The organism is Nocardiopsis sp. MT53 (genome assembly GCF_019598965.1).
Classification (GTDB): domain Bacteria; phylum Actinomycetota; class Actinomycetes; order Streptosporangiales; family Streptosporangiaceae; genus Nocardiopsis; species Nocardiopsis changdeensis.
The window spans coordinates 1,545,148-1,564,716 of record NZ_CP080599.1; the positions used below are offsets into that span (position 1 = coordinate 1,545,148).

Below are 19,569 nucleotides of genomic sequence, written 5' to 3' on the forward strand. Positions count from 1 at the left end.
GACCGCCCGCGGCGTGCCCCGGCACACCCGCGGGAGCGGCGCCGCCGCTCCCGCCGGAGTCCCGCGGATCAGTCGCAGCCCTCGAACTGGGGAACGCTGTACACCATCTCCAGGTCGGTCTCCCCGAACCAGCGGTCCAGCATCTCGGCGGCGTCGCCCTCCTGGTACATCCGGCTGATCGCCTTGTTCACGGCCTCGCAGGCCTCGATGTCGCCGTACGGCAGCCCCACACCGTACTTCTCGTCGGTGAACGGGTTGTTGACGAACCGGAAGGCGTCGGGGGTCTGGGCGAAGAACCCGGCCAGGATCAGGTTGTCGGTGGAGACCGCGTCCACGTCCCCCGCCCTCAGCTCCTCGATGCAGTCGCTGTAGGTGTCCTCCTCCCTCCTCTCCACCGACACGCCCAGGCCCTCGGTGATGCGGTCCACCGAGTTGGAGCCCTCGCTCTGGCAGACGGTCATGTCCTCCAGGTCGCGCACCCCCTCGATGCCGGTGGCGTCGGCTCTCACCAGCACGTCCTGCTTGGCCACGTAGTAGGGGCCGCCGAAGGTCACCTCGTTCCTGCGCGCCGGGGTGATGGAGTAGGTCGCCACGACCATGTCCACCTCGCCGCTGTCCAGCTTCTCCTCGCGCTCGGCGGAGTTGAGCCCCACGAACTCGACGTTCTCCCGGGGGATCCCGAGCTGGCCGGCGATGTACAGGGCCACGTCGACGTCGAAGCCCTCGTACTCGCCGCTGCCCTCCTCGGTCTCCAGGCCCAGCCCGGGCTGGTCGTACTTGACGCCCACCACCAGCGAGTCCGCGTCGACCAGCGACTCCTCCCCGCCCAGCACCGCGGAGCAGGCGGGCAGCCCGAGCACCGCCGTGGCGGCCAGTGCGGCCGCGGCGGCGACGCGGCGGTGTCGAAACCTCATCGGCCTTGTCCTTGTCTCTCGGGGGGTCAGCGGTACTCGGCCAGCCGGGGGCGCACGCCCAGGGCGACGAGCAGGAGCAGCACCAGGGCTCCGGCCGGCAGCAGCCACGCCCAGGGGGCCAGCGCCGCGTCGCCCTGCCGGATGCCCCGGGCGAACTCCTCCCGGTGCGCCTCGGTGAGGCCGTCCAGCGCCTCCTCGTAGGCCGCGAAGGTGCCGTTCTCCGAGTCCGCGACGCCCATCCGGATGCCGATGGCCTCCCCGAGGTCGTCGTTGCGGACCGCCTCCCGCATGAGCCGGTCCTGTGTCTGGATCTCGTTGTAGGCGCCCAGCACGTCGGCCAGCCGGTCCTGCTGGCCGGGCAGCAGGGCGTCGTGCGCCCGTTGGCCCAGGTATCCCAGGGTGCCGGGGTCGTCGGGATCGGAGCCGTCCGAGCCGGGCAGTTCGGGGTAGGAGGCGGCCACCTCGTCGACGGCCGTGTAGTAGTCGGCCAGGTTGTCCACCGGCCGGGACAGCACCTGCTGGGACCGCTCCAGGTACACCTGCTGGTAGTTGTCGGCCTGCTCCGGGTCCAGCAGGTAGCGGCTCTGGTCGGCCTGCATGTCCGTGGCGATCGCCCCGCCCCGGGCCAGCGACATCGCCGCGTCCAGGCCCTCCTCCTTGGCGTCCCTCTGGTGCCCGCCGCTGCCGACCAGGGCCTGGATCACCCCCGCGGTGAGGACCACGGTGAGCACGGAGGCGGCGATCAGCGGCAGGTTGAACCGGCGGCGGAACTTCAGCCGCAGGTACACCTGGAGGCCGAGCAGGGACAGCAGCACCGCCACGCCGACGCCGCCGACCCACAGCAGGCCCAGGGTGACCGCGGCCTGCCCGTCCTCGTGGTTGGCGCGCACGATCGCCGAGGAGTCCAGCCCGAGGTTGAACGCCTTGGGCAGCAGCTCGGTGTGCATCAGCCGGGTGGCCGCCCGGTACGACTCCAGCGCCTCGGCGTTCACCTCGCCGGGGGCGGCCCCGGCCTCGTCGTTGCGCAGCAGGGCCTGGGTGACGAGCCGTTCGTAGGCGCCCAGGCCGTCCAGGACCTCCTGGACGTTGCGCTCCTCCACGGTGTCGCCCTCGGTGAGCGACGCGGCCTCGAGCAGCGACTTGTTGGCCTGCTCCCGGCCGGCCTCGTACTGTTCGAGGGCGTCCTCGCGCCCGGAGCCGAGGCCGTGGTCGGTGCCCATGAGCAGCACGTCGGCGATACGGGCGTCCATGTCGGCCAGCGACAGGTACAGGTCGGTGGTGGCCATGGCCTGCGGTCCGGCGCCGCGGCCGAGCACGTCCAGGCCGGCGCGGGCCTGGCCGAGCGTGTGGGAGGCGGACGCGAACAGGCCGATGATCGCGGCGGCGCTCACCAGGGTCAGCAGCCACACCCGGGCGGGGGTGGTGGCCAGCCACCGCCGGAAGCGGGACCACCCGTCACGGGCGTAGGTCCCGGTGCGGGCGGCCCTGGTGCGGGCGGTCCCGCCCGCTGGGGGTCCGGGTTCCGGGGGGCCGCCGGAGCGGGTCGGCTCCGACGGGGCGGTGGGGGAGGGAATCAACGGGGGCTCACCCCTTCTGGAGGATGATGACGGTCCATGCGCCGACATAGATCCGGTCGTTGTCGTTCAGGGGGACCTCCACGTTGGGGGCGACGGGGTTGTCGGTCCCATTGATCGTGGTCCCGTTGGTGGAACCCGGGTCGACCAGGGCCCAGGTGCCGCCGGGGCGGGCGATCAGGATCGCGTGGATGTGGGAGATCGCGGGGTCCCCGCCGGGGCCGCCCAGGTCGATCTCCGGGGTGAAGCCGCGGGTGGCGCTGGCCCGCCCGATGTGCACCCGCTCCCCGGTCAGGTCCACCCTGCGCGGCTGGACGGCGGCCGGGAAGGCGATGCGGGCGGGGTCGAGCATGCCCTGGTTCACCATGTACTGGTAGTAGGCGGGGTCGGCCGTGACGGTGGCCCGCCAGCCCACCCGCATCCCCGGCGTCCCCCCGCCGGGGTCCCGGCGCTGGTGGGAGGCGAAGTCGTATCCGCACTCCTCGCAGAACCTCCCGGTCCTGGGGGTCGAGCACTCCGGGCAGGGCCCGCCCCGGGGCGCGCCGGAGGACCGCCGCGGCGGCGGGGCCTGCGGCGGCCGGTTCGGCCGGGGCACGTGGGCCGTCGGCGGCGTGTGCGCCGACGGGCCCTGCGACCAAGCGGGCGGTGCGGGCTCGTACGCCTGGAGGCGCAGCCCGCAGATGTCGCAGAAGTCGGTCGCCGTGGAGTGGTGCCCGGATGGGCAACTCGGCATGGGTCCCTCCTACCCGGGTCCGGGGGCACCGTCGTCCGGCCCCGGGGGGCGGGGCCGGGTCCGAACGGTCCGGGTCGAGTTGGTGTCCAGTGTCATCTCGTCGATCTTCTCGACGGTGGGGCGGAGCCGAACGGTTCCGGTGACCGGGTCCAGGACGTCGACCACCTTTCCGAGGAGTCTGGCGGTCTCCTCGTCGCCCGTCTCGTTCGCGAGCGCGACGGCTCGGCCCAGCCGCGTCGTCGCGGTGTCCTCGTCCCCTGATCGCCGGGCCTCCAGCCCGTCCTGAATGGCCTGGGCCAGCTCCACCTGGCCCGTGTAGTGGGCCACCCGGGGGTTGATCTCGGTGGCCCTGTCCTCGTCCGTCGTCCACTCCGCGAGGATGTTCCCCGAGGCCAGGACCCTGTCCTGGGCGCCGTCGAGACCGGGGAGGACCACGCGCACCCACCCGGCGCGCAACTGGCGCCCGGGATCGCCCGGGGGGACCTCCACGCAGATGTGGTAGTCGCGGTTCTCCGTACCCCAGGAACCGGTGGGGTAGTCCTTGGCCTGTGCCGCCCGCTCCACGCCGCGGTCGCTGAGGTCCTGGACGGTGGGGGCGACCTGTTTGACGTAGCGCACCACGGCGTGCCGGGGCGTCCACAGGCGCAGCGCCACGTCGGCGACGGCCTTGCCCATGGAGGCCCGCGCCATCGCCCGGAAGTCGGCGGCCATGTCGGCGGGGTCGGCGATGATCCCGGGGCCGCCGCCGAGCAGGGCGGCGTCGATCCTGCGGAGCTCCTCGACCTTCCAGTCGGTGCCCACGCCGCGGCAGTCGCAGACGAAGCTCCCCGCGATCCGGCTCAGGGTCCGCTCGAAGTCCTGCGAGACCTCGTTGTTCTGGCCGTCGGTGAGCAGGATGGCGTGCTTGACCCCGCCGTCGACGGTGGCGAACAGCTCGGCCGCCCGGGTGAGCCAGGCGCCCATCCGGGTGCCCCCGTCGGCGCGCAGGCGGCCGACGGCCTCCAGCGCCTCGGCCCGGGTGGAGGGGTCGACGGTGGCCAGGGTGTTCCCGGCGGGGTAGATCATCTCGGCCTGCCGGTGCCCGGCGATCACCGCGAAGCGCACCCCGTCGCGGAGCGTCTCGACGGCGGCGCGGGCGGCCTGCTTGGCGGCGTTGATCTTCTCCCCGTACATGGAGCCGGAGGTGTCGACGATGATCAGCTCCGTCGCCCGGACGTCCGCTCCGACGAGCACCGGCCCGGTGGAGGTGATGCCGACGACCGCGTGCACCTCCCGCCCGCCCAGGGGCAGGAACCGGTTCTGGTCGACCTCGACCCGGAACTCCGGCTCGGCGGTGGGTTCAGCCCTGTTCGGCACGGGAGCCCCCTGTGGGTACGGGAATGACGACGACGGTGATGTTGTCCTTGCCGCCCCCTTCGAGGGCGAGCCGGACGTAGGTGCGGGCCGCGTCCAGAGGACGGGTCCCCGCCCCGGGCACCGCTTCGGTCAGGGCCTGCGCCTCGGGGTAGTAGTTCCACAGGCCGTCGCTGCACAGCAGGACGGTCCCGGGGCCGGTGGGGGTGACGGTGGAGATGTGCGCGTCGATCTCGCCGGAGTCGGCGCCCATCCACGCGATGAGGGCGTGCGCGTTGGCCGAGCGCATCGCCTCCTCCCGGGACAGCGCGCCCATCTGCACCATCGCCTCGCTCCAGGAGTCGTCCCGGGTCAGCAGGGCCGAACCGCTGGAGGAGGGGCCGCCGGAGAGCCAGTAGGCGCGGCTGTCGCCGACCCAGCCGATGGTGACGGTGCCCGCGGCGGGGTCCACCACGGCGGAGACGAAGGTGCAGGCCGGCGCCGAACTCGGGGAGTCGGCGATGGCGGCGACGGCCTCGGCCGCCCTGGTCATGGCCACGCCGGTGGCCTCGCGGGCGTCGACGCCGCGCCGCACCTGCTCGGCCAGGACGGTCGCGCCGGTCTCGGCGGTGATCCTGGAGGCCTCGTCGGAGCGGGGCGAGCTGGAGACGCCGTCGCAGACCACCGCGCACACCACGCCGGCGGCGTGCGGGGAGTCGTCGGGGACGACCCGGATGGCCATGGCGTCCTCGTTGCGCCGGTGTCTGAGCCCGCGGTCGCTGACGCCGACGGCGGCGCGGGCGCGCACCTCGACGTGGTCGCGGCCGGTGGGCTGGAGGAACCCACACCGTTCGCAGTAGCCGTCCACGACCCGGCCGGAGCACCACACGCACAGGTCGGGGCCCGCGGGCCGGACGGCCCCGGAGCCGCCGGGCGGGGGCCAGTCGGGGACGACCGGCTCGGGGGCCGGCCTGGGCGGCCGCGGGTCGCGGCGGACGGGCTGGGTGGCCAGCGAGTCGATGGCGTCCCAGTCGTCGTCCACGGCGAGGCTGTCCGTGAGGGAGCGGCCGGGCCCCCGCGGGGTCGTCTCCGCGGGCGGCGCGCCCGGCACCGGGGGCCCCGAGGGCCCCGCGGGGGGACCGCCGTGGGCCGCGGGCGGGGGGCCCGCGGGCCGCGGCCCCTGGGGCGCTGTGGGGCCCGCAGGGGCCGCGCCGGCGGGCCGGGTGCTCCCGGAGGGCGTCGCGTCCGAGGGGATGACCCCCGCGACCGTGACGTCGGCCGGGTTGACGGTGCGGTAGACGCCCTGCGGATGGGGCTCCTCGCGGGCGGTCCGGCCCGACGGCGTGGCCCCCGAGGGGGTCGATCCGGACGGGGTCGGCTCCGAGTGCCCCTCCCCCCGGCCCTCGTACCGTTCGGCGCCGTACAGGCTCACCTGTGGAGCTGTGGGCCCGCCGTCCGCCGGGACCAGCCCGGGCGCGGCCGGGTTCGGACCGGTCTGTACCGTGTCCGGGTTCTCCGCCGGGGCCTGCCGCACGTCCTCGGGCAGGGGGTGGCCGCAACGCTCGCAGAAGGCGTCGCCGGCGGACACCCTGTCGGCGCACCCCGGGCAGGTCCGCACCTTCGTCATCGCTGTTCCTTCGATCCTCACAGCAGCGTCACGGGTCGTAGGGAGTTGGCCTTGTCGATCAGCTCGTACCGTTCCGTGACCGAGGTGGACCGGTGCGCCAGGTCCCGGTAGCGCCGTTCCAGGTTGGCGCGCACACCGTCCTCGGTGAGCGGGCCGCCCAGCAGCGCCGTCCCGTCGGCCCGGCCGCCGGCCTCCAACCAGTCCAGCGCGGACTCCAGGGCCCGCGCGGCCAGCCGGTCGGTGGACTCGCCGTCCAGCCCCAGCCGCTCCAGGCGCTGTCCGGCGCGCACCAGGTCGTCCGCCTCCCGGCCGGGGTGGCGGGCCGCCAGCACCGAGATAAGCGCCGTCTGGGCGTGCACGTACAGGCTGGACAGCTCCGGCACCGTGTCCAGGACCGCGATGGCCCCGTTCCGGTCGCCCTGGGCCAGCCGGATGCGGGCCAGGCCGAACGCGGCGCTGACGAAGGAGTGGTCGGTGTTCCACACGTTCTGGTAATGGCGTGCGGCGATCGCGTGCTCCCCGGTGCGCTCGCAGGCCAGCGCCAGTCCGAGCTTGGGGGCGATCTCCCCGGGCAGGTGGCCGTACAGCTCGTCGAAGTGGTCCCGGGCGCCCTGGAAGTGGCCGGTGCTCAGCTCGGCGACCGCCAGGTACCACATGGTGCGCCAGTCGCCCGGGATGCGCTCGCTGAACTGGTGCAGGACGTCCATGGCCTGCCCGTGCCTGCCCAGTGTGATGAGCGTCCGTGACAGCATCAGCAGGGTCTCGGGGGTGGGCTCGGGCATGGACCGCAGCGCCGCGACCAGGTCCTCCGGCGGCAGCGCCTGGAAGCCCCGCAGGTGCTGGGAGGCCGGGTCGGTGGGGTCGATCAGCGGCGCGGGCAGCAGCGTCGCCGCCTCGGTGGGCGAGGGCGGGACGAGCATCCGGTCGGCGCGGCCCACGTCGGAGCCGATGGTGAAGTTCTCGCCGCCGAACAGGGTCGAGGGCGCCGGGTGGGGCGCGCCCTCGATGTCGGAGAGCACCTCGCGCAGCACGCCGGTGAGCTGGTCGGCCATGTCGGAGGCGTCGTGGAAGCGGCGCTCCATCTCCGGGTGGGTGGCCCGGCGCAGCAGCCGGTCGTAGGACTCGTGGCGCTCCAGCAGCGGTACGGAATCGCGCGGCGGCAGCTCGTGCGGGAACTCGCGCATGAAGCTGAACCGGAAGCTCAGCACGGCCAGCGCCCGTCCCACCGAGTACAGGTCGGCGCTGACGGTCGGGCCGGGGCCGCGCAGCTCGTCCTCGGGGACCCGGTAGCCGGGGGTGGTGTAGACGGGGCTGACGGTGTCGTCCATGCGGCGCACGCCGCCCAGGTCGATGAGCTTGATCTGCTCCTCGCTCTGGATGACGTTGTCGGGTTTGAAGTCGCAGTACAGCAGGCCCTTGGAGTGCAGGTAGCCGAGCGCCCGCAGGACCTCCAGGCCGTAGGCGATGACCTGGTCGACCGGCAGCACGGCGTCGGGGTCCTGCTCGCGGCGCTCCATCAGGAGTTCGCGCAGCGACTTGCCGCCGACGTACTCCATCACGATGTGCCCGGCGGGGATGCCCGTGCGCGCGTCGGGGTGCTGGGAGAAGTTGATGATCTTGACGATGTTGGGGTGCTCGACCTCGGAGAGGAAGGCCCGCTCGGCCGCCGCGGCCTTGTGCGCCTCGGCGTCGCCGGCGTTGAGCAGGCCCTTGAGCACCACCCAGCGGTCGTTGACGTTGCGGTCGCGGGCCAGGTAGATCCAGCCCAGGCCGCCGTGGGCGAGGCAGCCCAGCACCTCGTACTGGCCGCCGACCTTGTCCCCCGGGCCCAGCTTGGGGGTGAAGGAGTACTGGGTGCCGCACTTGCGGCAGAACCCCTCGGTGCGCCCCTGCTGGTCGCCGCGGGTGCGGCCGACCTTCTCCCCGCAGTTGCCGCAGAACCGGTTCTTCTCCGAGACGACGGGGTTCTCCATGATCGCCTCGGACGGGTCGCGGTAGGGCACCGGGGGGACGAGGACCATGCCCGCGCCGAGCATGCCCCGGGAGGAGCGCCGGGTGCGCCCGGATCCGGGGCCCGTGCCGCCGCCGACCGAACCGGTGATGCTGCCGGGGCCGGAGCGGCCGGAGAGGCGGATGTTGCCGGAGATGGGGTGGGAGTGGATGGGGTCGCCGATGTCGTCGCCCTCGGAGGAGCCCAGCCACCGGTCGAGGCCGGTGCCGCCGGAGGAGGACGCGCCGGGCGGGGCGCCCGGGGGCGTGCCGGACGGAGTGCCCGGCGGGGTTCCGGACGGTGTCCCCGGGGCGCTCGGCGCGGCGAAGGAGTACTGCGGCCCCGTGGGCGGCGGCGGACCGCCGGACAGGGGCGCCCCGAAGGACGCCTGCGGGCCCGACGGGTGGGGCCGTGCCGGGTGGGGGTACGGCGGGGGCTGCCGGGCCGGCTGCCGCGCGTACCCCGGCTGCGGCCCGGTCCCCCGGGGCGCGGGGGCCGTGAAGGAGGGGTCCTGCCGGGGGCCGGGCGCCGGGGGCACGGCGCCGGGCGCGGGCTCCAGACCGCACACGACGCAGAAGCCCTCCTCGATCGCTCCGCCGCACCCGGGCTTCGTGCACTTCGTCATCTGCTCACACCACCATCGCTCTCGCCGTCTGACGCGTCTGGACCCGGCGTGGTTCTGTCCTGGGTGGTTTCGGTCACCCCGGGCTCCTCCAGCGCCCTGCGATAGGCGGCCAGGGCGACCGTGGCGGCCCGCAGGTCTCCGGGCGCCGTCCACAGCTCCCGGTGCGCGCGGGCGTGGAGTCCGGCGACCTCCGGCTCCTCGGCCAGGCCCAGCCGGACCGAGCGGGCGCGGTAGGACTCCAGGCGCCCGCGCAGCTCGTCCCTCCGCTCCAGCAGGCCCTCCAGGTTCTCCCCGCGCTCGCGGGCGTCGTCGGAGGCGGCGTGGACGGCCGCCTGCGTCTCGCCGAGCAGCACGCCCAGCTCGCGCCAGCGGCCCCGGGAGCGCAGGGCGTCCATCTCGGCGATCCGGGCGCGCAGCGCGGGCACCGGGTCGGGGACGTCGATCGCCCGCGGTTCGCGGATACGGCCGACCACGTGGGCGCGCCGCTCGCGCAGGGCGGCCAGGACGGCCTCCAGGTCGTCGACGGCCGAGACGAGGCGGGCGGTGCTCTCACGGTAGGAGTCGCGCATGCGCAGGGCGTCGCGCAGCTCGCCGCGCGCCGCCTCCAAGCGCTTGCGCAGGCGTTCCATGCCCGAAGTGTCGACCCGGCGGTCGGCGCCCAGCAGGGAGAGGGGGTCGCGGCGGACGGTGTCGCCGATCCCGGCCAGCTCCGAGCGCAGGGACTCGTCATCCCTCTCGTCGCCGGCCTCCTCGATCATGTCGCTCAGGGTGCCGACCTCCCGCCACAGGGAGTCGAGGTCGGCCAGGCGGGGGTGCAGGGAGTTCCAGGCGGTCTCGGCGGCCGAGACGACCTCGGTGACCTCCTCGTAGTCGGCGGTCATCCGGGCGACGGCCTCGGCCAGGGTGATGTGCTCGGTGTCGGTGTCCAGCAGCCCGCGCTCGTGCAGCGGGGCCTTCTCCAGCGGCAGCTCCAGGCAGGGGCCGGTGAGCAGGAAGGTCATCCGCACCTGGTCGGAGTGGTGTCCGCCGCCCTGCCCGTGGTGGTCGGTGGCCTCCTCCACCGTGCGGCGGAAGGCGTCGTAGGTCGTCCACAGGCGGTGGACGTGGCGCTCGGCGTGCTCCCAGCGCTCCCGGGTGAGGCCGCGCAGGTCCGCGCCCTTGAGCATCCGGTGGCCGACGTGGTCCTCCAGGTCGGCCAGGTTGAGCGTGATCCGCTTCAGCTCCCCGCGCACCCGGTTGAGCGCGTGCTCGATGCCCTCCCGGCTCATGGGCGGCGTATTCGCCTCCGACGCGCTCGCCACCTTCCGTACCACTCCCCGTGTCCGCCGCCCCGCGCCCACCGGGTGGACGCGCACGGTCAATGCTCCCTTTACCTAGAAGAGTCTGGCGGCGGGCCCTGTCGATCACAAGGGAGGACCGGATTTACGGCCGCGAACGGTCACCCTCGTCACGTCTGCGAACAGGGGCCGCGCCGTCCCCTCCCAAGGTCCTCCCCCACTCCGGACACAAAAGGGCATGCGCGGAATACTCACCCCCGGTGGTCTGAATTGCGCTCATCGCCCGCCAGCGCAGCCAGCACGAACCGGCCCCGCTCGGCCACCGGGACCCGGGGCAGCTCCACCAGGTCGTAGCCGTACCGCGGGTAGGCCTCCCGCATGGCGCGGTCGGTGCGCAGGGCCTCCTCCCACGACTGGTGGCGCTCGGCGTCCCCGGTGAAGATCTCCGGCCAGGGCGGCGCGAGGAAGACGGTGCGCCGGTACCGGAAGCGGCGCGCGGCGGCCTCCACGTGCGCCGGCACCGGAAGCCCGCGCAGCAGGAGGTAGCCGACCAGGTCGGGCACCCCGCGGTCGCAGAACACCGGCCCGGGCAGCGCCGCCGCCTCCCGGTGCGAGCGGATCTCCCAGGCCAGCATCAGCTCCACGAACAGGGCGTCGTCGCGCCAGGCCAGGCCGGGGCCGTCGATCTCGCGCTGGTCGCGGATGACCGCGCGGCCCGCCTCCTCGGTGCGGGCGTACCCGAGCCCGGCCAGGTGGTCGACGAGGGTGGTCTTGCCGGAGCCGGGCCCTCCGGTGACGACGACGAGGTGGTCCACGTGTGCTTCCTTCCACGGGGTCGGGGATACGGGAGGGGCGCGCCCCGGCGCACGGCCGGGACGCGCCCGGGAACGGGGATCCGGAGGGGCCGGGGCCTTGAACGCCCTCCTGTACCGCTGGGGTTCGTGAGGCGCCCCGAGGGGCCGAAGGCTTCCGCCCCCAGGGGGCGCCGAACACGAACCGAAGCGGAGCGGAGGTTCACAAGGACACGGCTAGGGGATCTCGGCCTCGATGAGGTCGGCCGCGTACGCCGTGCCCTCGGTCCGCAGCCTGGCGGAGATCTCCGCCAGGCGGGCGGCCGTCCCCGGGTCGGAGGTCAGCTCCAGCAGCGCCGACCGCAGGGCGTCCGGGTCGTCGGCCTCGCCGTCGAGCCGCCGGGCCACCCCCAGCTCCTGGAGGCGGTCGGCGTTGTCGAACTGGTCGACGGCCTGGGGTACGGCGATCATCGGAACGCCGTGGTACAGCCCCTCGCTGGAGCCCCCCATACCCGCGTGGGTGACGAACGCGTCGGCCTGCCGCAGCACGGACAGCTGCGGCACCCACCGGTGCACCTCCACGTTCGCGGGCACCTCGCCCAGGTCGGCCGGGTCGGTGTACCTGCCGATCTGGAGCACCACGTGCCAGCCCGGCAGCCCGGCGAACGCCTCGACACAGGTGCGGTAGAACCCGGGCCGGTTGGTGTAGGCCGTTCCCAGGGACACCAGGACGACCTTCTCCGCGTCGGCGGGCCGCTTCCACTCCCCCTGGTCCGCGCGGTCGCCCAGGCAGGGCCCGACGAAGGTGACCGTGTCGGCGACGGTGTCGGCGAACGGCTGCATCTCGCGCGGGATGAGCGCCAGCGCCCGGTCCGGGCTCCCGGCGAAGGAGGTGTGGTCCATCCCGGTGATCCCGTTCTCGGCCAGCCAGGCGTCGAACTTGGCGAAGTGCTCGGCGGCCCCGGGCCGCCCGGCCAGCCAGGTCATCACCGTGGCCGAGTGGTCGGCCCAGGCGACGTAGGTCGGGGAGAGCTGCACACTGGGGATCCCCCACCGGATCCCCAGCACCCGGGCGGCGTACCCGCCGATGTCGTACAGGAACACGTCGGGCCGGTCCGCGTCGTAGGCGTCCCGGATGACGGGCAGGACGTTGATCGCGTCGTCGAGGAACACGTCCATGCCCTCGACCGGGTCGTCCGGCCACTCCTCGTCCCCGGTGGGCAGGGTGGTGGTGAACGGGACGAGTTCGGCCCCGGTGGGGGTGATCAGGTCGGCCATGAGCGTGTCGTTGGCGACCGTGACGCGGTGGCCCCTGCGGACCAGTTCGCGGAGGATCTCCAGGCTGGGCAGGGTGTGGCTGACGGCCGGGACTCCGACCATGGCGATGTGGGCGCGACGGGTCATCGCGGGTCCCTCCAGATGTCGAGGAGCTGCTACGGGTAGGGCGAGGGGGCGCCCGGCCCGCTCACGGGGCGGGGGCGCCGGGGCGTCGGTGACGCCGGGCCTCTAGCCGTAGATCTGGAGGAAGTGCACGCCGTCATCGTAGCCGCACCCCGGCCGCCGCGCGCAGGGGCCGGGACGCTAGGCTCGGGCGCCCGTCCCCGCCGCGACAGGAGCCGCCGTGTCCGACCGCCCGTTGTCCCTGGTCGTGTCGGTGCGGGTCCTGCCCGGGCGCCGCGACGCGTTCGTCTCCGGGATCTCCCGGCACGCCGCGGCGTCGGTCCGCGAGGAGCCGGGCTGCCTGCGCTTCGACGTGACGGCCGACTCCGAGGACCCCGACCTGTTCCGGGTGTACGAGGTGTTCGCCGACGAGGCGGCCCTGGCCGCGCACCGCGCCTCGCCGCACTTCGCGGCCTGGCAGCAGGAGAAGGCCGCCTCGGTCGTCCCCGGAAGCCAGGTCGACCGCGGCGGCCTTCTCCTCGTCAGCGAGTCCTAGGGCTGGGCGCCCGGGTCGCCGCCCTCCTCGGGGGCCCGGTGGCGGCCGCTGCTGCGGCGCACCGCGCCGGTGTCGCCGGTGTCCTCCCCGGCCGGCCGCTCGGGCGCGTTCGGGTCGCCCCGGTACCCCTCGCGGTAGCCCTCGGAATACCCCTCGTCGAAGGCGCTCACCGGGTCCTCGGGCATCTCCGACATGTCGGCGGAGGCCATGGCGTCCGCGTCGGCGACGGTGTCGGCGGCGCCGCGCAGCCGGACCCCGGCGACGATCATGACGACGCCGAAGATCAGCGCGTAGATACCGACCACGAACACGATCGCCTGGGCGCCGGCCAGCGGCCAGAACCACAGCAGCAGGCCGAACACGACCGAGAGCGCGCCGGCGAAGATCAGCAGCCACTCGGAGCTGATCCGGGCGCGCAGGCGGACGGCGGTGACGATCTCGGAGACGCCGGTGACGACGGCCCACGCGCCGATCACGAACACCAGCGCGATGACCGCGGCGACCGGCCAGATCAGCGCGATCAGACCCACGATGGCGCTGAGCACCGCCTGGGCGACGAGCGGGGCGCGCGTCCCCGGGGCGGCCCGGTAGGCCGCGTATCCGAGCATGATCGCGTCGACGAGGGCGTAGGCACCGAACACGATCGCCAGGGTGACGGTGGTCACCCCGGGCCAGATCAGCGCGATCAGTCCGAAGAGCACCGCGGCGACCCCTCGGAGGACCACCATCCACCAGTTCCTGCTCATGGCGCCGAGGACCTCCCCGGCCGGCATGTTCCGCATCATGGCCGCCTCACCTCCCTTGTGCGCTCCCGTCGGAGAGGGCGCATCCTGCGACTCCCCTCAAGGTCGCACGCCGACGGCAGGGCATCCGCAAAATACGCGGAAAGGGACGGTTCTGTACCGGTATGGATAGGCGGGATAACCGGACAAAAAGGACGCCCGCCCCGCCGGGAGGCGGGGCGGGCGTCGCGTACGCTCCGGTCGGGGACTAGCCCAGGCCCGGGTAGCGGCGCTCGGCGGAGCCGATGTAGTGCTGGCGCGGGCGCGCGATCCGGAAGGCCGGGTCGTGCAGCTGCTCGCGGTAGTGCGCGATCCAGCCGGGGAGCCGGCCGATCGCGAACAGCACGGTGAACATGTTGGTCGGGAAGCCCATGGCCCGGTAGATGACGCCGGTGTAGAAGTCGACGTTCGGGTAGAGCTTGCGCTCGGTGAAGTAGGAGTCGGCGAGCGCGGCGGCCTCGAGCTTGAGGGCCAGCGCGAACAGCTCGTCGGGGTTCTCGTCGCGGTCCAGGATCTGGGTCGCGAGGCCCTTGATCTCCTTGCTGCGCGGGTCGAAGTTCTTGTAGACCCGGTGGCCGAAGCCCATGAGGCGGACCTCGCGGGCCTTGACGCGCTCGAGGAACTCCTCGATGGTGACGCCCGAGTCGCGGATCTCGTCGAGCATCTCCAGCACGGCCTGGTTGGCGCCGCCGTGGGACGGGCCGGACAGGGCGTTGATGCCCGCGGCGATGCTGGCGAAGATGTCGGCCTGCGAGGAGCCGACGGTGCGCACGGTGGCGGTGGAGCAGTTGAGCTCGTGGTCGGCGTGCAGGATGAGGAGCAGGTCCACGGCCTTGCCGAACAGGTCGCCCAGCTCGCCGCTGGCGGCGTTGTCCCCGAAGGTCATCCGGATGAAGTTCTCGACGTAGTCGAGGGAGTCGTCCGGGCCGATCGGCTCGGCGCCGATGGAGTTGCGGTAGATGCGGGCCGCGATCGTCGGCAGCTTGGCCAACAGCCGGATCGTGGCGAGCTCCACCTGGGCCTCGTCGGACGGGTCGACGCTGTCGGCGTAGTACGCGGACAGCGTGTTGACGGCGCTGGCGAGCAGGGCCATCGGGTGGCCGTTGCCGGGCATCGCGTCCAGGAACGCGCCCATCTCGGCCGGGATGTCGGCGTTCTCGCGAAGCTTGTCGGAGAACTCCTTGAGCTGGCCGGGCTCCGGCAGCTCGCCGTAGATCACCAGGTAGGCCACCTCGAGGAAGGTGCTGCCCACGGCGAGGTCCTGGATCGGGTATCCGCGGTAGCGGAGGATCCCGGCGCCCCCGTCGATATAGGTGATCTTGGAGCTGCACGAAGCGGTGTTGCCGAACCCCGGGTCCAGGGTGGTCATACCCGTCGAGCCCAGCAGGGTCTTCAGCTCGATGGTCTGCTCACCCTCGGTGCCGGTGAACACCGGCAGCTTCAGCACGCCGCCCTCGTAGTGGAGCTCCACCGTGCGCTCTTTGTCGTCTTCGCTCATGCCCGAGGTCAACCTTTCCAGGCGGGGGATACGTGAGGTGCGTCAGACGCGGGGCGGTCCGCCGCCACGTTCTTGTTCACTCGTTATTGTTCTGTTTTGTTAAACGACGATTAAGCAAAATCATATAAGTTTCACCGATTCACGGACAGGTGACATGCAACACATACCCAGACGTGAGCAGAATTACCGCACGGTGAAGATTTACAATCTTTGCCAGATGTCGTTTACTCCGTGATCGCCCTGAGACATCGCAGGACCCCGGAGGGTTCTCCCCCGACGCCTCGACACCTCCTGTGCCGGTCCCCTGAGCACCCCGATCACCTCACGGACCCCATCTTCCGAGTGTCCTTCACAGATATGGACATACCCGGACACGACGGGGTGCGATCAGTTGTCCGAACGCGCCCTAGCGGCCATCTATCAGGGTACCTTCGCCCTGATCACGGGGGTTGACGCGGGGTACCCCAGGTGCGGTGATCTTGGCCTCTGCCGCGGGCGCCGCGGCACGCACCGTTCCCCGGAATACGCACGGGGGCCTCCCGGATGGGCAAAGAGTGTGCCCGTGGAACGGGAGTTCACACCCGCCCGGACCGGGCGCACCATCCGGCCCCGTGTTCCACGGGTGTGTCGGCGGTGTGATAACGGCCTTGGCCTCGGAGAAGCGGGAGCGCCTTTTCCGCGCCCCCGCCCCGGTGCCCGCGGAGTGCTACTCGTCCTCGACGACGCCGCCGGCCAGCAGCGGTTCCATGAACAACGACGGGTGGTCGCGCTCGATGACCCGCAGCCGCCACTTGTTGTGCACCAGCACCAGCAGTTCACCGTCGGAACGGCGGCGCAGCACCTCGGCCCCGGAAAGGCCGTGCAGGGTCGGCGCCGACTCCTCGTCCGTGCGCCGGGCCACCGAGTACTCCAGCGGCGAGACCTCGACGGGGCTGCGGAACTCCTGCTCCATCCGGTGCTTGACCACGTCGAACTGGAGCGGGCCGACCGCCGCCAGCACGGGGGCCTGCTCACCGCGCACGTCCGAGGTCAGCACCTGCACCACGCCCTCGGCGTCGAGCTGGGCGATCCCCTTCTGGAACTGCTTGTACTTGCCGGCGTCCACGGCCCGGGCCACCACGAAGTGCTCGGGGGCGAAGCTCGGGATGGGCGGGAACTCCACCTTGGGACCGTCGTAGAGGGTGTCGCCCACCTTCAGCGCCTGCGCGTTGACCAGCGCGATCACATCGCCCGGGAAGGCCGTGTCGATGGTGGAGCGGTCCGCGCCGAACACCGCCTGCGTGTACTTGGTCGCGAAGGGGCGGCCGGTGGCGGCGTGCGTGAGGACCATGCCCCGGTCGAACCGCCCCGAGCTGACCCGGACGAACGCCATCCGGTCCCGGTGGTTCTTGTCCATGTTGGCCTGCATCTTGAAGACCTGGCCGGAGAACGGGGCCTCCACCGGGCGCGGCCGCTCGTTCACGTCGTCCTTGGCCGCCGGGGCGGGGGCCAGGCCCACCACGGCCTCCAGCAGCCGGCCGACGCCGAAGTTGGTGAGGGCGGCGCCGAACAGCACCGGGGACGACTTCCCCGCCAGGAACGACTCGCTGTCGAAGTCGGCGCCCAGCGCCTCCAGCAGCTCCAGCTCCTCCTGGGCCTGCTCCCAGGCCTCGCCCTCCAGCTCGGCGGCCCGGTCGGCGTCCACGGTCTCCTCGATGGCCTTGGTCGCACCGCCCGGGGTGCGGGTCATCTTGGTGTACTCCCCCGTGTCCCGGTCGATCAGCCCCCGGAAGTCGCCGGCGATGCCCACCGGCCAGTTCAGCGGGGTCGGGCGCAGCCCGATCCGCTGCTCGATCTCGTCCAGCAGCTCCAGCGGCTCGCGCCCGGGGCGGTCCCACTTGTTCACGAACGTGATGACCGGCATGCGGCGCGCCCGGCACACGTCGAACAGCTTCAGCGTCTGCGGTTCCAGGCCCTTGGCCGAGTCCAGCAGCATGACCGCGCAGTCCACCGCCGACAGCACCCGGTAGGTGTCCTCGGAGAAGTCCGCGTGGCCGGGGGTGTCGAGCAGGTTCAGCACCCGGCCCTCGTAGTCGATGCGCAGCGCCGCCGAGGTGATGGAGATACCGCGGTCCTGCTCCATCTCCATCCAGTCCGAGGTCACGCCCTTGCGGTCGCCCTTGCCGTGGACCGCGCCGGCCGACGTGATCGCCGACGAGTGCAGCGCCAGCGCCTCGGTCAGCGTCGACTTGCCCGCGTCCGGGTGCGAGATGACCGCGAACGTCCGCCGTCGGCGGGCCTCTTCGGCGACCTCAGCCCCGTGCCGGGTAGCACCCGCCGTGTCCACACTCATGCGCGCTCGCCTCTTGGTTCTCTCCCGCTGTCCAACCGTTCCAGCCTACGCGTCCCCCGGCGCGGCCGGACCATCGGTCAGCCCCGGGGCCCCGCCTCGTCCACGGCGGCGCTCAGGCGGCGCACCAGCTCCTCCCGGCCCAGGTCGGCGGGGTAGACGGCGACCATGACCCGGTCGCTCCCGGGGGCCCGCCCCGGGTGCAGCATCGGACCGGCGGCACGGCGGACGAACTCCATGGCGGCGTCGTAGCGCTCCCAGACCCCGCGGGTGTCCTGCCCGGGGTCGCGCAGCCAGCCGCGGAGCACGTGGTTGTGCGCGGAGATGAGGGCCGCGGCGGTCACCCCGGCGGACAGCGACCGCTCCTCGGGGCCGCCCTCGCCCTCGCGGGCGGCCAGGTAGCGGCTGAACGCGGACTGGTAGCGCGCGGTCATCGCCACCTCGCGGTCGCGCAGCCGGGGGTGGACGCGGACCAGGCGGTAGCGGGGGACGGTGACCTCGGGGTCGTGCAGGTAGTCGCGCAGCACCAGGCGGGCGGCGGCGAACACCACGTCCAGGGGCTCGCCGGAGGCGGTCTCCAGGTGCCGGGAGACCTCGGCGAACAGCTCGTCGTGCTCGGCGAAGAGGATGTCCTCCTTGGTGCCGAACCGGCGGAACAGGCTGCGCCGGCTCACCCCTCCGGCGGCCGCGATGTCGTCCATCGTGGTGGCCTCGAAGCCGTTCTCGGTGAACAGGCGGACGGCGGCCAGCACCACGTCGCGGGTGGGCACGCGCGCGGACGCCCCCCTGGCGACCGATCGCTCACGGACCATCGTTCCCCTCCCCTGGCACGCCCCCCGAAAGGTATCCGACTCCCGACGGTGTACTTCGCACCGTCCACCCCCTATTCTGACACTGAATGCCAACCAAAGGCACCCAGTGCCAGCGATCGGGGGAGGGCGCACCTCCCGCGGAGGAACGCAGATGAGCGACTTCGACCTGTTCAAGACCACCGAGGAGCACGAGGAGCTGCGCGCCGCCGTACGCGCCGTCGCCGAGGACAAGATCGCCCCGCACGCGGCCGAGGTCGACGAGAAGAGCGCCTTCCCCCAGGACGCCCTGGAGGCCCTGGTCGCCACCGACTTCCACGCCCCGCACATCGCGGAGGAGTACGACGGTGTGGGCGCCGACGCGCTGGCCACCTGCATCGTCATCGAGGAGGTCGCCCGCGTCTGCGCCTCCTCCTCCCTGATCCCGGCGGTCAACAAGCTCGGCACGATGCCGGTCATCCTGGGCGCCTCCGAGGACGTCAAGCGCCGCTACCTGCCCGAGGTCGCCTCCGGCGCGGCGATGTTCTCCTACGGCCTGTCCGAGCGCGAGGCCGGGTCCGACACCGCCGGCATGCGCACCCAGGCCGTGCGCGACGGCGACGACTGGGTCCTCAACGGCCAGAAGTCGTGGATCACCAACGCGGGCGTCAGCAAGTACTACACGGTCATGGCGGTCACCGACCCCGAGGGCCCGCGCGGGCGCAACATCACCGCGTTCGTGCTGCACGCCGACGACGAGGGCTTCACCCTGGGCGAGCCCGAGCGCAAGCTCGGCATCAAGGGCTCCCCCACCCGCGAGCTGTTCTTCGACAACGTCCGCATCCCGGGCGACCGGATCGTCGGCGAGCCCGGCGAGGGCCTGAAGATCGCGCTGCGCACCCTGGACCACACCCGCGTCACCATCGGCGCGCAGGCCGTCGGCATCGCCCAGGGCGCCCTGGACCACGCGGTCGCCTACGTCAAGGAGCGCAAGCAGTTCGGCAAGGCCATCGCGGACTTCCAGGGGGTCCAGTTCATGCTGGCCGACATGGCCATGAAGCTGGAGACCGCCCGCCAGATGGTCTACGCGGCCGCCGCCAAGTCCGAGCGCGGCGACGCCGACCTGTCCTTCTTCGGCGCCGCGGCCAAGTGCTACGCCTCCGACGCCGCCATGGAGATCACCACCGACGCCGTGCAGCTGCTGGGCGGCGCGGGCTACGTCAAGGACTTCCCGCTGGAGCGCATGATGCGCGACGCCAAGATCACCCAGATCTACGAGGGCACCAACCAGATCCAGCGCCTGGTGATGGCCCGCCAGCTGCTCAAGAAGTAGCCCACGGACCGGACGCCCGGCCCCCGCTCCGCGAAAGTGG

General features: G+C 72.8%; 15 protein-coding genes. 2 read left to right on the forward strand and 13 right to left on the reverse strand.

What is annotated here, in order from left to right:
* Positions 1-68: 68 nt before the first annotated feature.
* The 9 genes from K1J57_RS06575 to K1J57_RS06615 all read right to left on the reverse strand — a co-directional run bounded on the left by K1J57_RS06575 (position 69) and on the right by K1J57_RS06615 (position 12,267).
* A complete protein-coding gene (locus K1J57_RS06575; RefSeq protein ID WP_220563580.1) occupies positions 69-914 on the reverse strand; it encodes a glutamate ABC transporter substrate-binding protein in 846 nt (281 codons plus the stop codon).
* Between the two features lie 26 nt (positions 915-940).
* Positions 941-2,539, reverse strand: coding sequence for a hypothetical protein (locus tag K1J57_RS06580; RefSeq protein ID WP_370634604.1), 1,599 nt, complete (start codon positions 2,537-2,539; stop codon positions 941-943).
* On the reverse strand, positions 2,499-3,221 hold the full coding sequence (locus tag K1J57_RS06585; RefSeq protein ID WP_220563581.1) for an FHA domain-containing protein: 723 nt from the start codon (positions 3,219-3,221) through the stop codon (positions 2,499-2,501). The genes K1J57_RS06580 and K1J57_RS06585 overlap by 41 nt, the downstream gene beginning before the upstream one ends.
* 9 nt (positions 3,222-3,230) lie before the next feature.
* On the reverse strand, positions 3,231-4,577 hold the full coding sequence (locus K1J57_RS06590; protein WP_220563582.1) for a VWA domain-containing protein: 1,347 nt from the start codon (positions 4,575-4,577) through the stop codon (positions 3,231-3,233).
* Positions 4,561-6,180 carry a PP2C family serine/threonine-protein phosphatase gene (locus K1J57_RS33345; protein WP_255646864.1) on the reverse strand — a complete coding sequence of 540 codons (1,620 nt, stop codon included), beginning with the start codon at positions 6,178-6,180 and terminating at the stop codon, positions 4,561-4,563. Before K1J57_RS33345 ends, K1J57_RS06590 begins: the two co-directional genes overlap by 17 nt.
* 17 nt (positions 6,181-6,197) lie before the next feature.
* Positions 6,198-8,795 carry a serine/threonine-protein kinase gene (locus tag K1J57_RS06600; protein ID WP_255646865.1) on the reverse strand — a complete coding sequence of 866 codons (2,598 nt, stop codon included), beginning with the start codon at positions 8,793-8,795 and terminating at the stop codon, positions 6,198-6,200.
* Positions 8,792-10,063 (reverse strand): hypothetical protein, encoded by a 1,272-nt coding sequence (locus tag K1J57_RS06605; protein WP_220563583.1) that lies wholly within the window; start codon positions 10,061-10,063, stop codon positions 8,792-8,794. The genes K1J57_RS06600 and K1J57_RS06605 overlap by 4 nt, the downstream gene beginning before the upstream one ends.
* Positions 10,064-10,323: 260 nt before the next feature.
* On the reverse strand, positions 10,324-10,887 hold the full coding sequence (locus tag K1J57_RS06610) for an AAA family ATPase (protein WP_220563584.1): 564 nt from the start codon (positions 10,885-10,887) through the stop codon (positions 10,324-10,326).
* Between the two features lie 213 nt (positions 10,888-11,100).
* The gene (locus K1J57_RS06615) at positions 11,101-12,267 is read right to left on the reverse strand and encodes a macrolide family glycosyltransferase (RefSeq protein WP_220563585.1); all 1,167 of its coding nucleotides are present in this window, start codon (positions 12,265-12,267) and stop codon (positions 11,101-11,103) included.
* Positions 12,268-12,484: 217 nt separating this feature from the next.
* Between K1J57_RS06615 and K1J57_RS06620 the strand changes: the two genes are divergently transcribed.
* Positions 12,485-12,799, forward strand: coding sequence for a putative quinol monooxygenase (locus tag K1J57_RS06620; protein WP_220563586.1), 315 nt, complete (start codon positions 12,485-12,487; stop codon positions 12,797-12,799).
* Here the strand turns inward: K1J57_RS06620 and K1J57_RS06625 are convergent.
* The 4 genes from K1J57_RS06625 to K1J57_RS06640 all read right to left on the reverse strand — a co-directional run bounded on the left by K1J57_RS06625 (position 12,796) and on the right by K1J57_RS06640 (position 18,220).
* Entirely contained in the window at positions 12,796-13,584 is a 789-nt protein-coding gene (locus tag K1J57_RS06625) for an HdeD family acid-resistance protein (protein ID WP_220563587.1), read from the reverse strand. The genes K1J57_RS06620 and K1J57_RS06625 overlap by 4 nt on opposite strands.
* 205 nt (positions 13,585-13,789) lie before the next feature.
* Entirely contained in the window at positions 13,790-15,079 is a 1,290-nt protein-coding gene (locus K1J57_RS06630; protein WP_220563588.1) for a citrate synthase, read from the reverse strand.
* 706 nt (positions 15,080-15,785) lie between these two features.
* Positions 15,786-17,411 carry a peptide chain release factor 3 gene (locus tag K1J57_RS06635; RefSeq protein WP_220563589.1) on the reverse strand — a complete coding sequence of 542 codons (1,626 nt, stop codon included), beginning with the start codon at positions 17,409-17,411 and terminating at the stop codon, positions 15,786-15,788.
* 77 nt (positions 17,412-17,488) lie between these two features.
* On the reverse strand, positions 17,489-18,220 hold the full coding sequence (locus K1J57_RS06640) for a TetR/AcrR family transcriptional regulator (protein ID WP_220563590.1): 732 nt from the start codon (positions 18,218-18,220) through the stop codon (positions 17,489-17,491).
* Between the two features lie 151 nt (positions 18,221-18,371).
* Here K1J57_RS06640 and K1J57_RS06645 point away from each other — a divergent pair, with 151 nt between their 5' ends.
* Positions 18,372-19,529: an acyl-CoA dehydrogenase family protein gene (locus tag K1J57_RS06645; RefSeq protein WP_220563591.1), complete on the forward strand. Its 1,158-nt coding sequence runs from the start codon at positions 18,372-18,374 to the stop codon at positions 19,527-19,529.
* Positions 19,530-19,569: the final 40 nt, after the last annotated feature.

What these genes read in the sequence shown, in the direction of transcription:
- K1J57_RS06575 (WP_220563580.1), bottom strand. Translation starts at nt 914, where the DNA reads ATGAGGTTTCGACACCGCCGCGTCGCCGCCGCGGCCGCACTGGCCGCC.
- K1J57_RS06580 (WP_370634604.1), bottom strand. Translation starts at nt 2,539, where the DNA reads ATGTCGGCGCATGGACCGTCATCATCCTCCAGAAGGGGTGAGCCCCCG.
- K1J57_RS06585 (WP_220563581.1), bottom strand. Translation starts at nt 3,221, where the DNA reads ATGCCGAGTTGCCCATCCGGGCACCACTCCACGGCGACCGACTTCTGC.
- K1J57_RS33345 (WP_255646864.1), bottom strand. Translation starts at nt 6,180, where the DNA reads ATGACGAAGGTGCGGACCTGCCCGGGGTGCGCCGACAGGGTGTCCGCC.
- K1J57_RS06600 (WP_255646865.1), bottom strand. Translation starts at nt 8,795, where the DNA reads ATGACGAAGTGCACGAAGCCCGGGTGCGGCGGAGCGATCGAGGAGGGC.
- K1J57_RS06605 (WP_220563583.1), bottom strand. Translation starts at nt 10,063, where the DNA reads ATGAGCCGGGAGGGCATCGAGCACGCGCTCAACCGGGTGCGCGGGGAG.
- K1J57_RS06615 (WP_220563585.1), bottom strand. Translation starts at nt 12,267, where the DNA reads ATGACCCGTCGCGCCCACATCGCCATGGTCGGAGTCCCGGCCGTCAGC.
- K1J57_RS06625 (WP_220563587.1), bottom strand. Translation starts at nt 13,584, where the DNA reads ATGATGCGGAACATGCCGGCCGGGGAGGTCCTCGGCGCCATGAGCAGG.
- K1J57_RS06630 (WP_220563588.1), bottom strand. Translation starts at nt 15,079, where the DNA reads ATGAGCGAAGACGACAAAGAGCGCACGGTGGAGCTCCACTACGAGGGC.
- K1J57_RS06635 (WP_220563589.1), bottom strand. Translation starts at nt 17,411, where the DNA reads ATGAGTGTGGACACGGCGGGTGCTACCCGGCACGGGGCTGAGGTCGCC.
- K1J57_RS06640 (WP_220563590.1), bottom strand. Translation starts at nt 18,220, where the DNA reads ATGGTCCGTGAGCGATCGGTCGCCAGGGGGGCGTCCGCGCGCGTGCCC.
- K1J57_RS06645 (WP_220563591.1), top strand. Translation starts at nt 18,372, where the DNA reads ATGAGCGACTTCGACCTGTTCAAGACCACCGAGGAGCACGAGGAGCTG.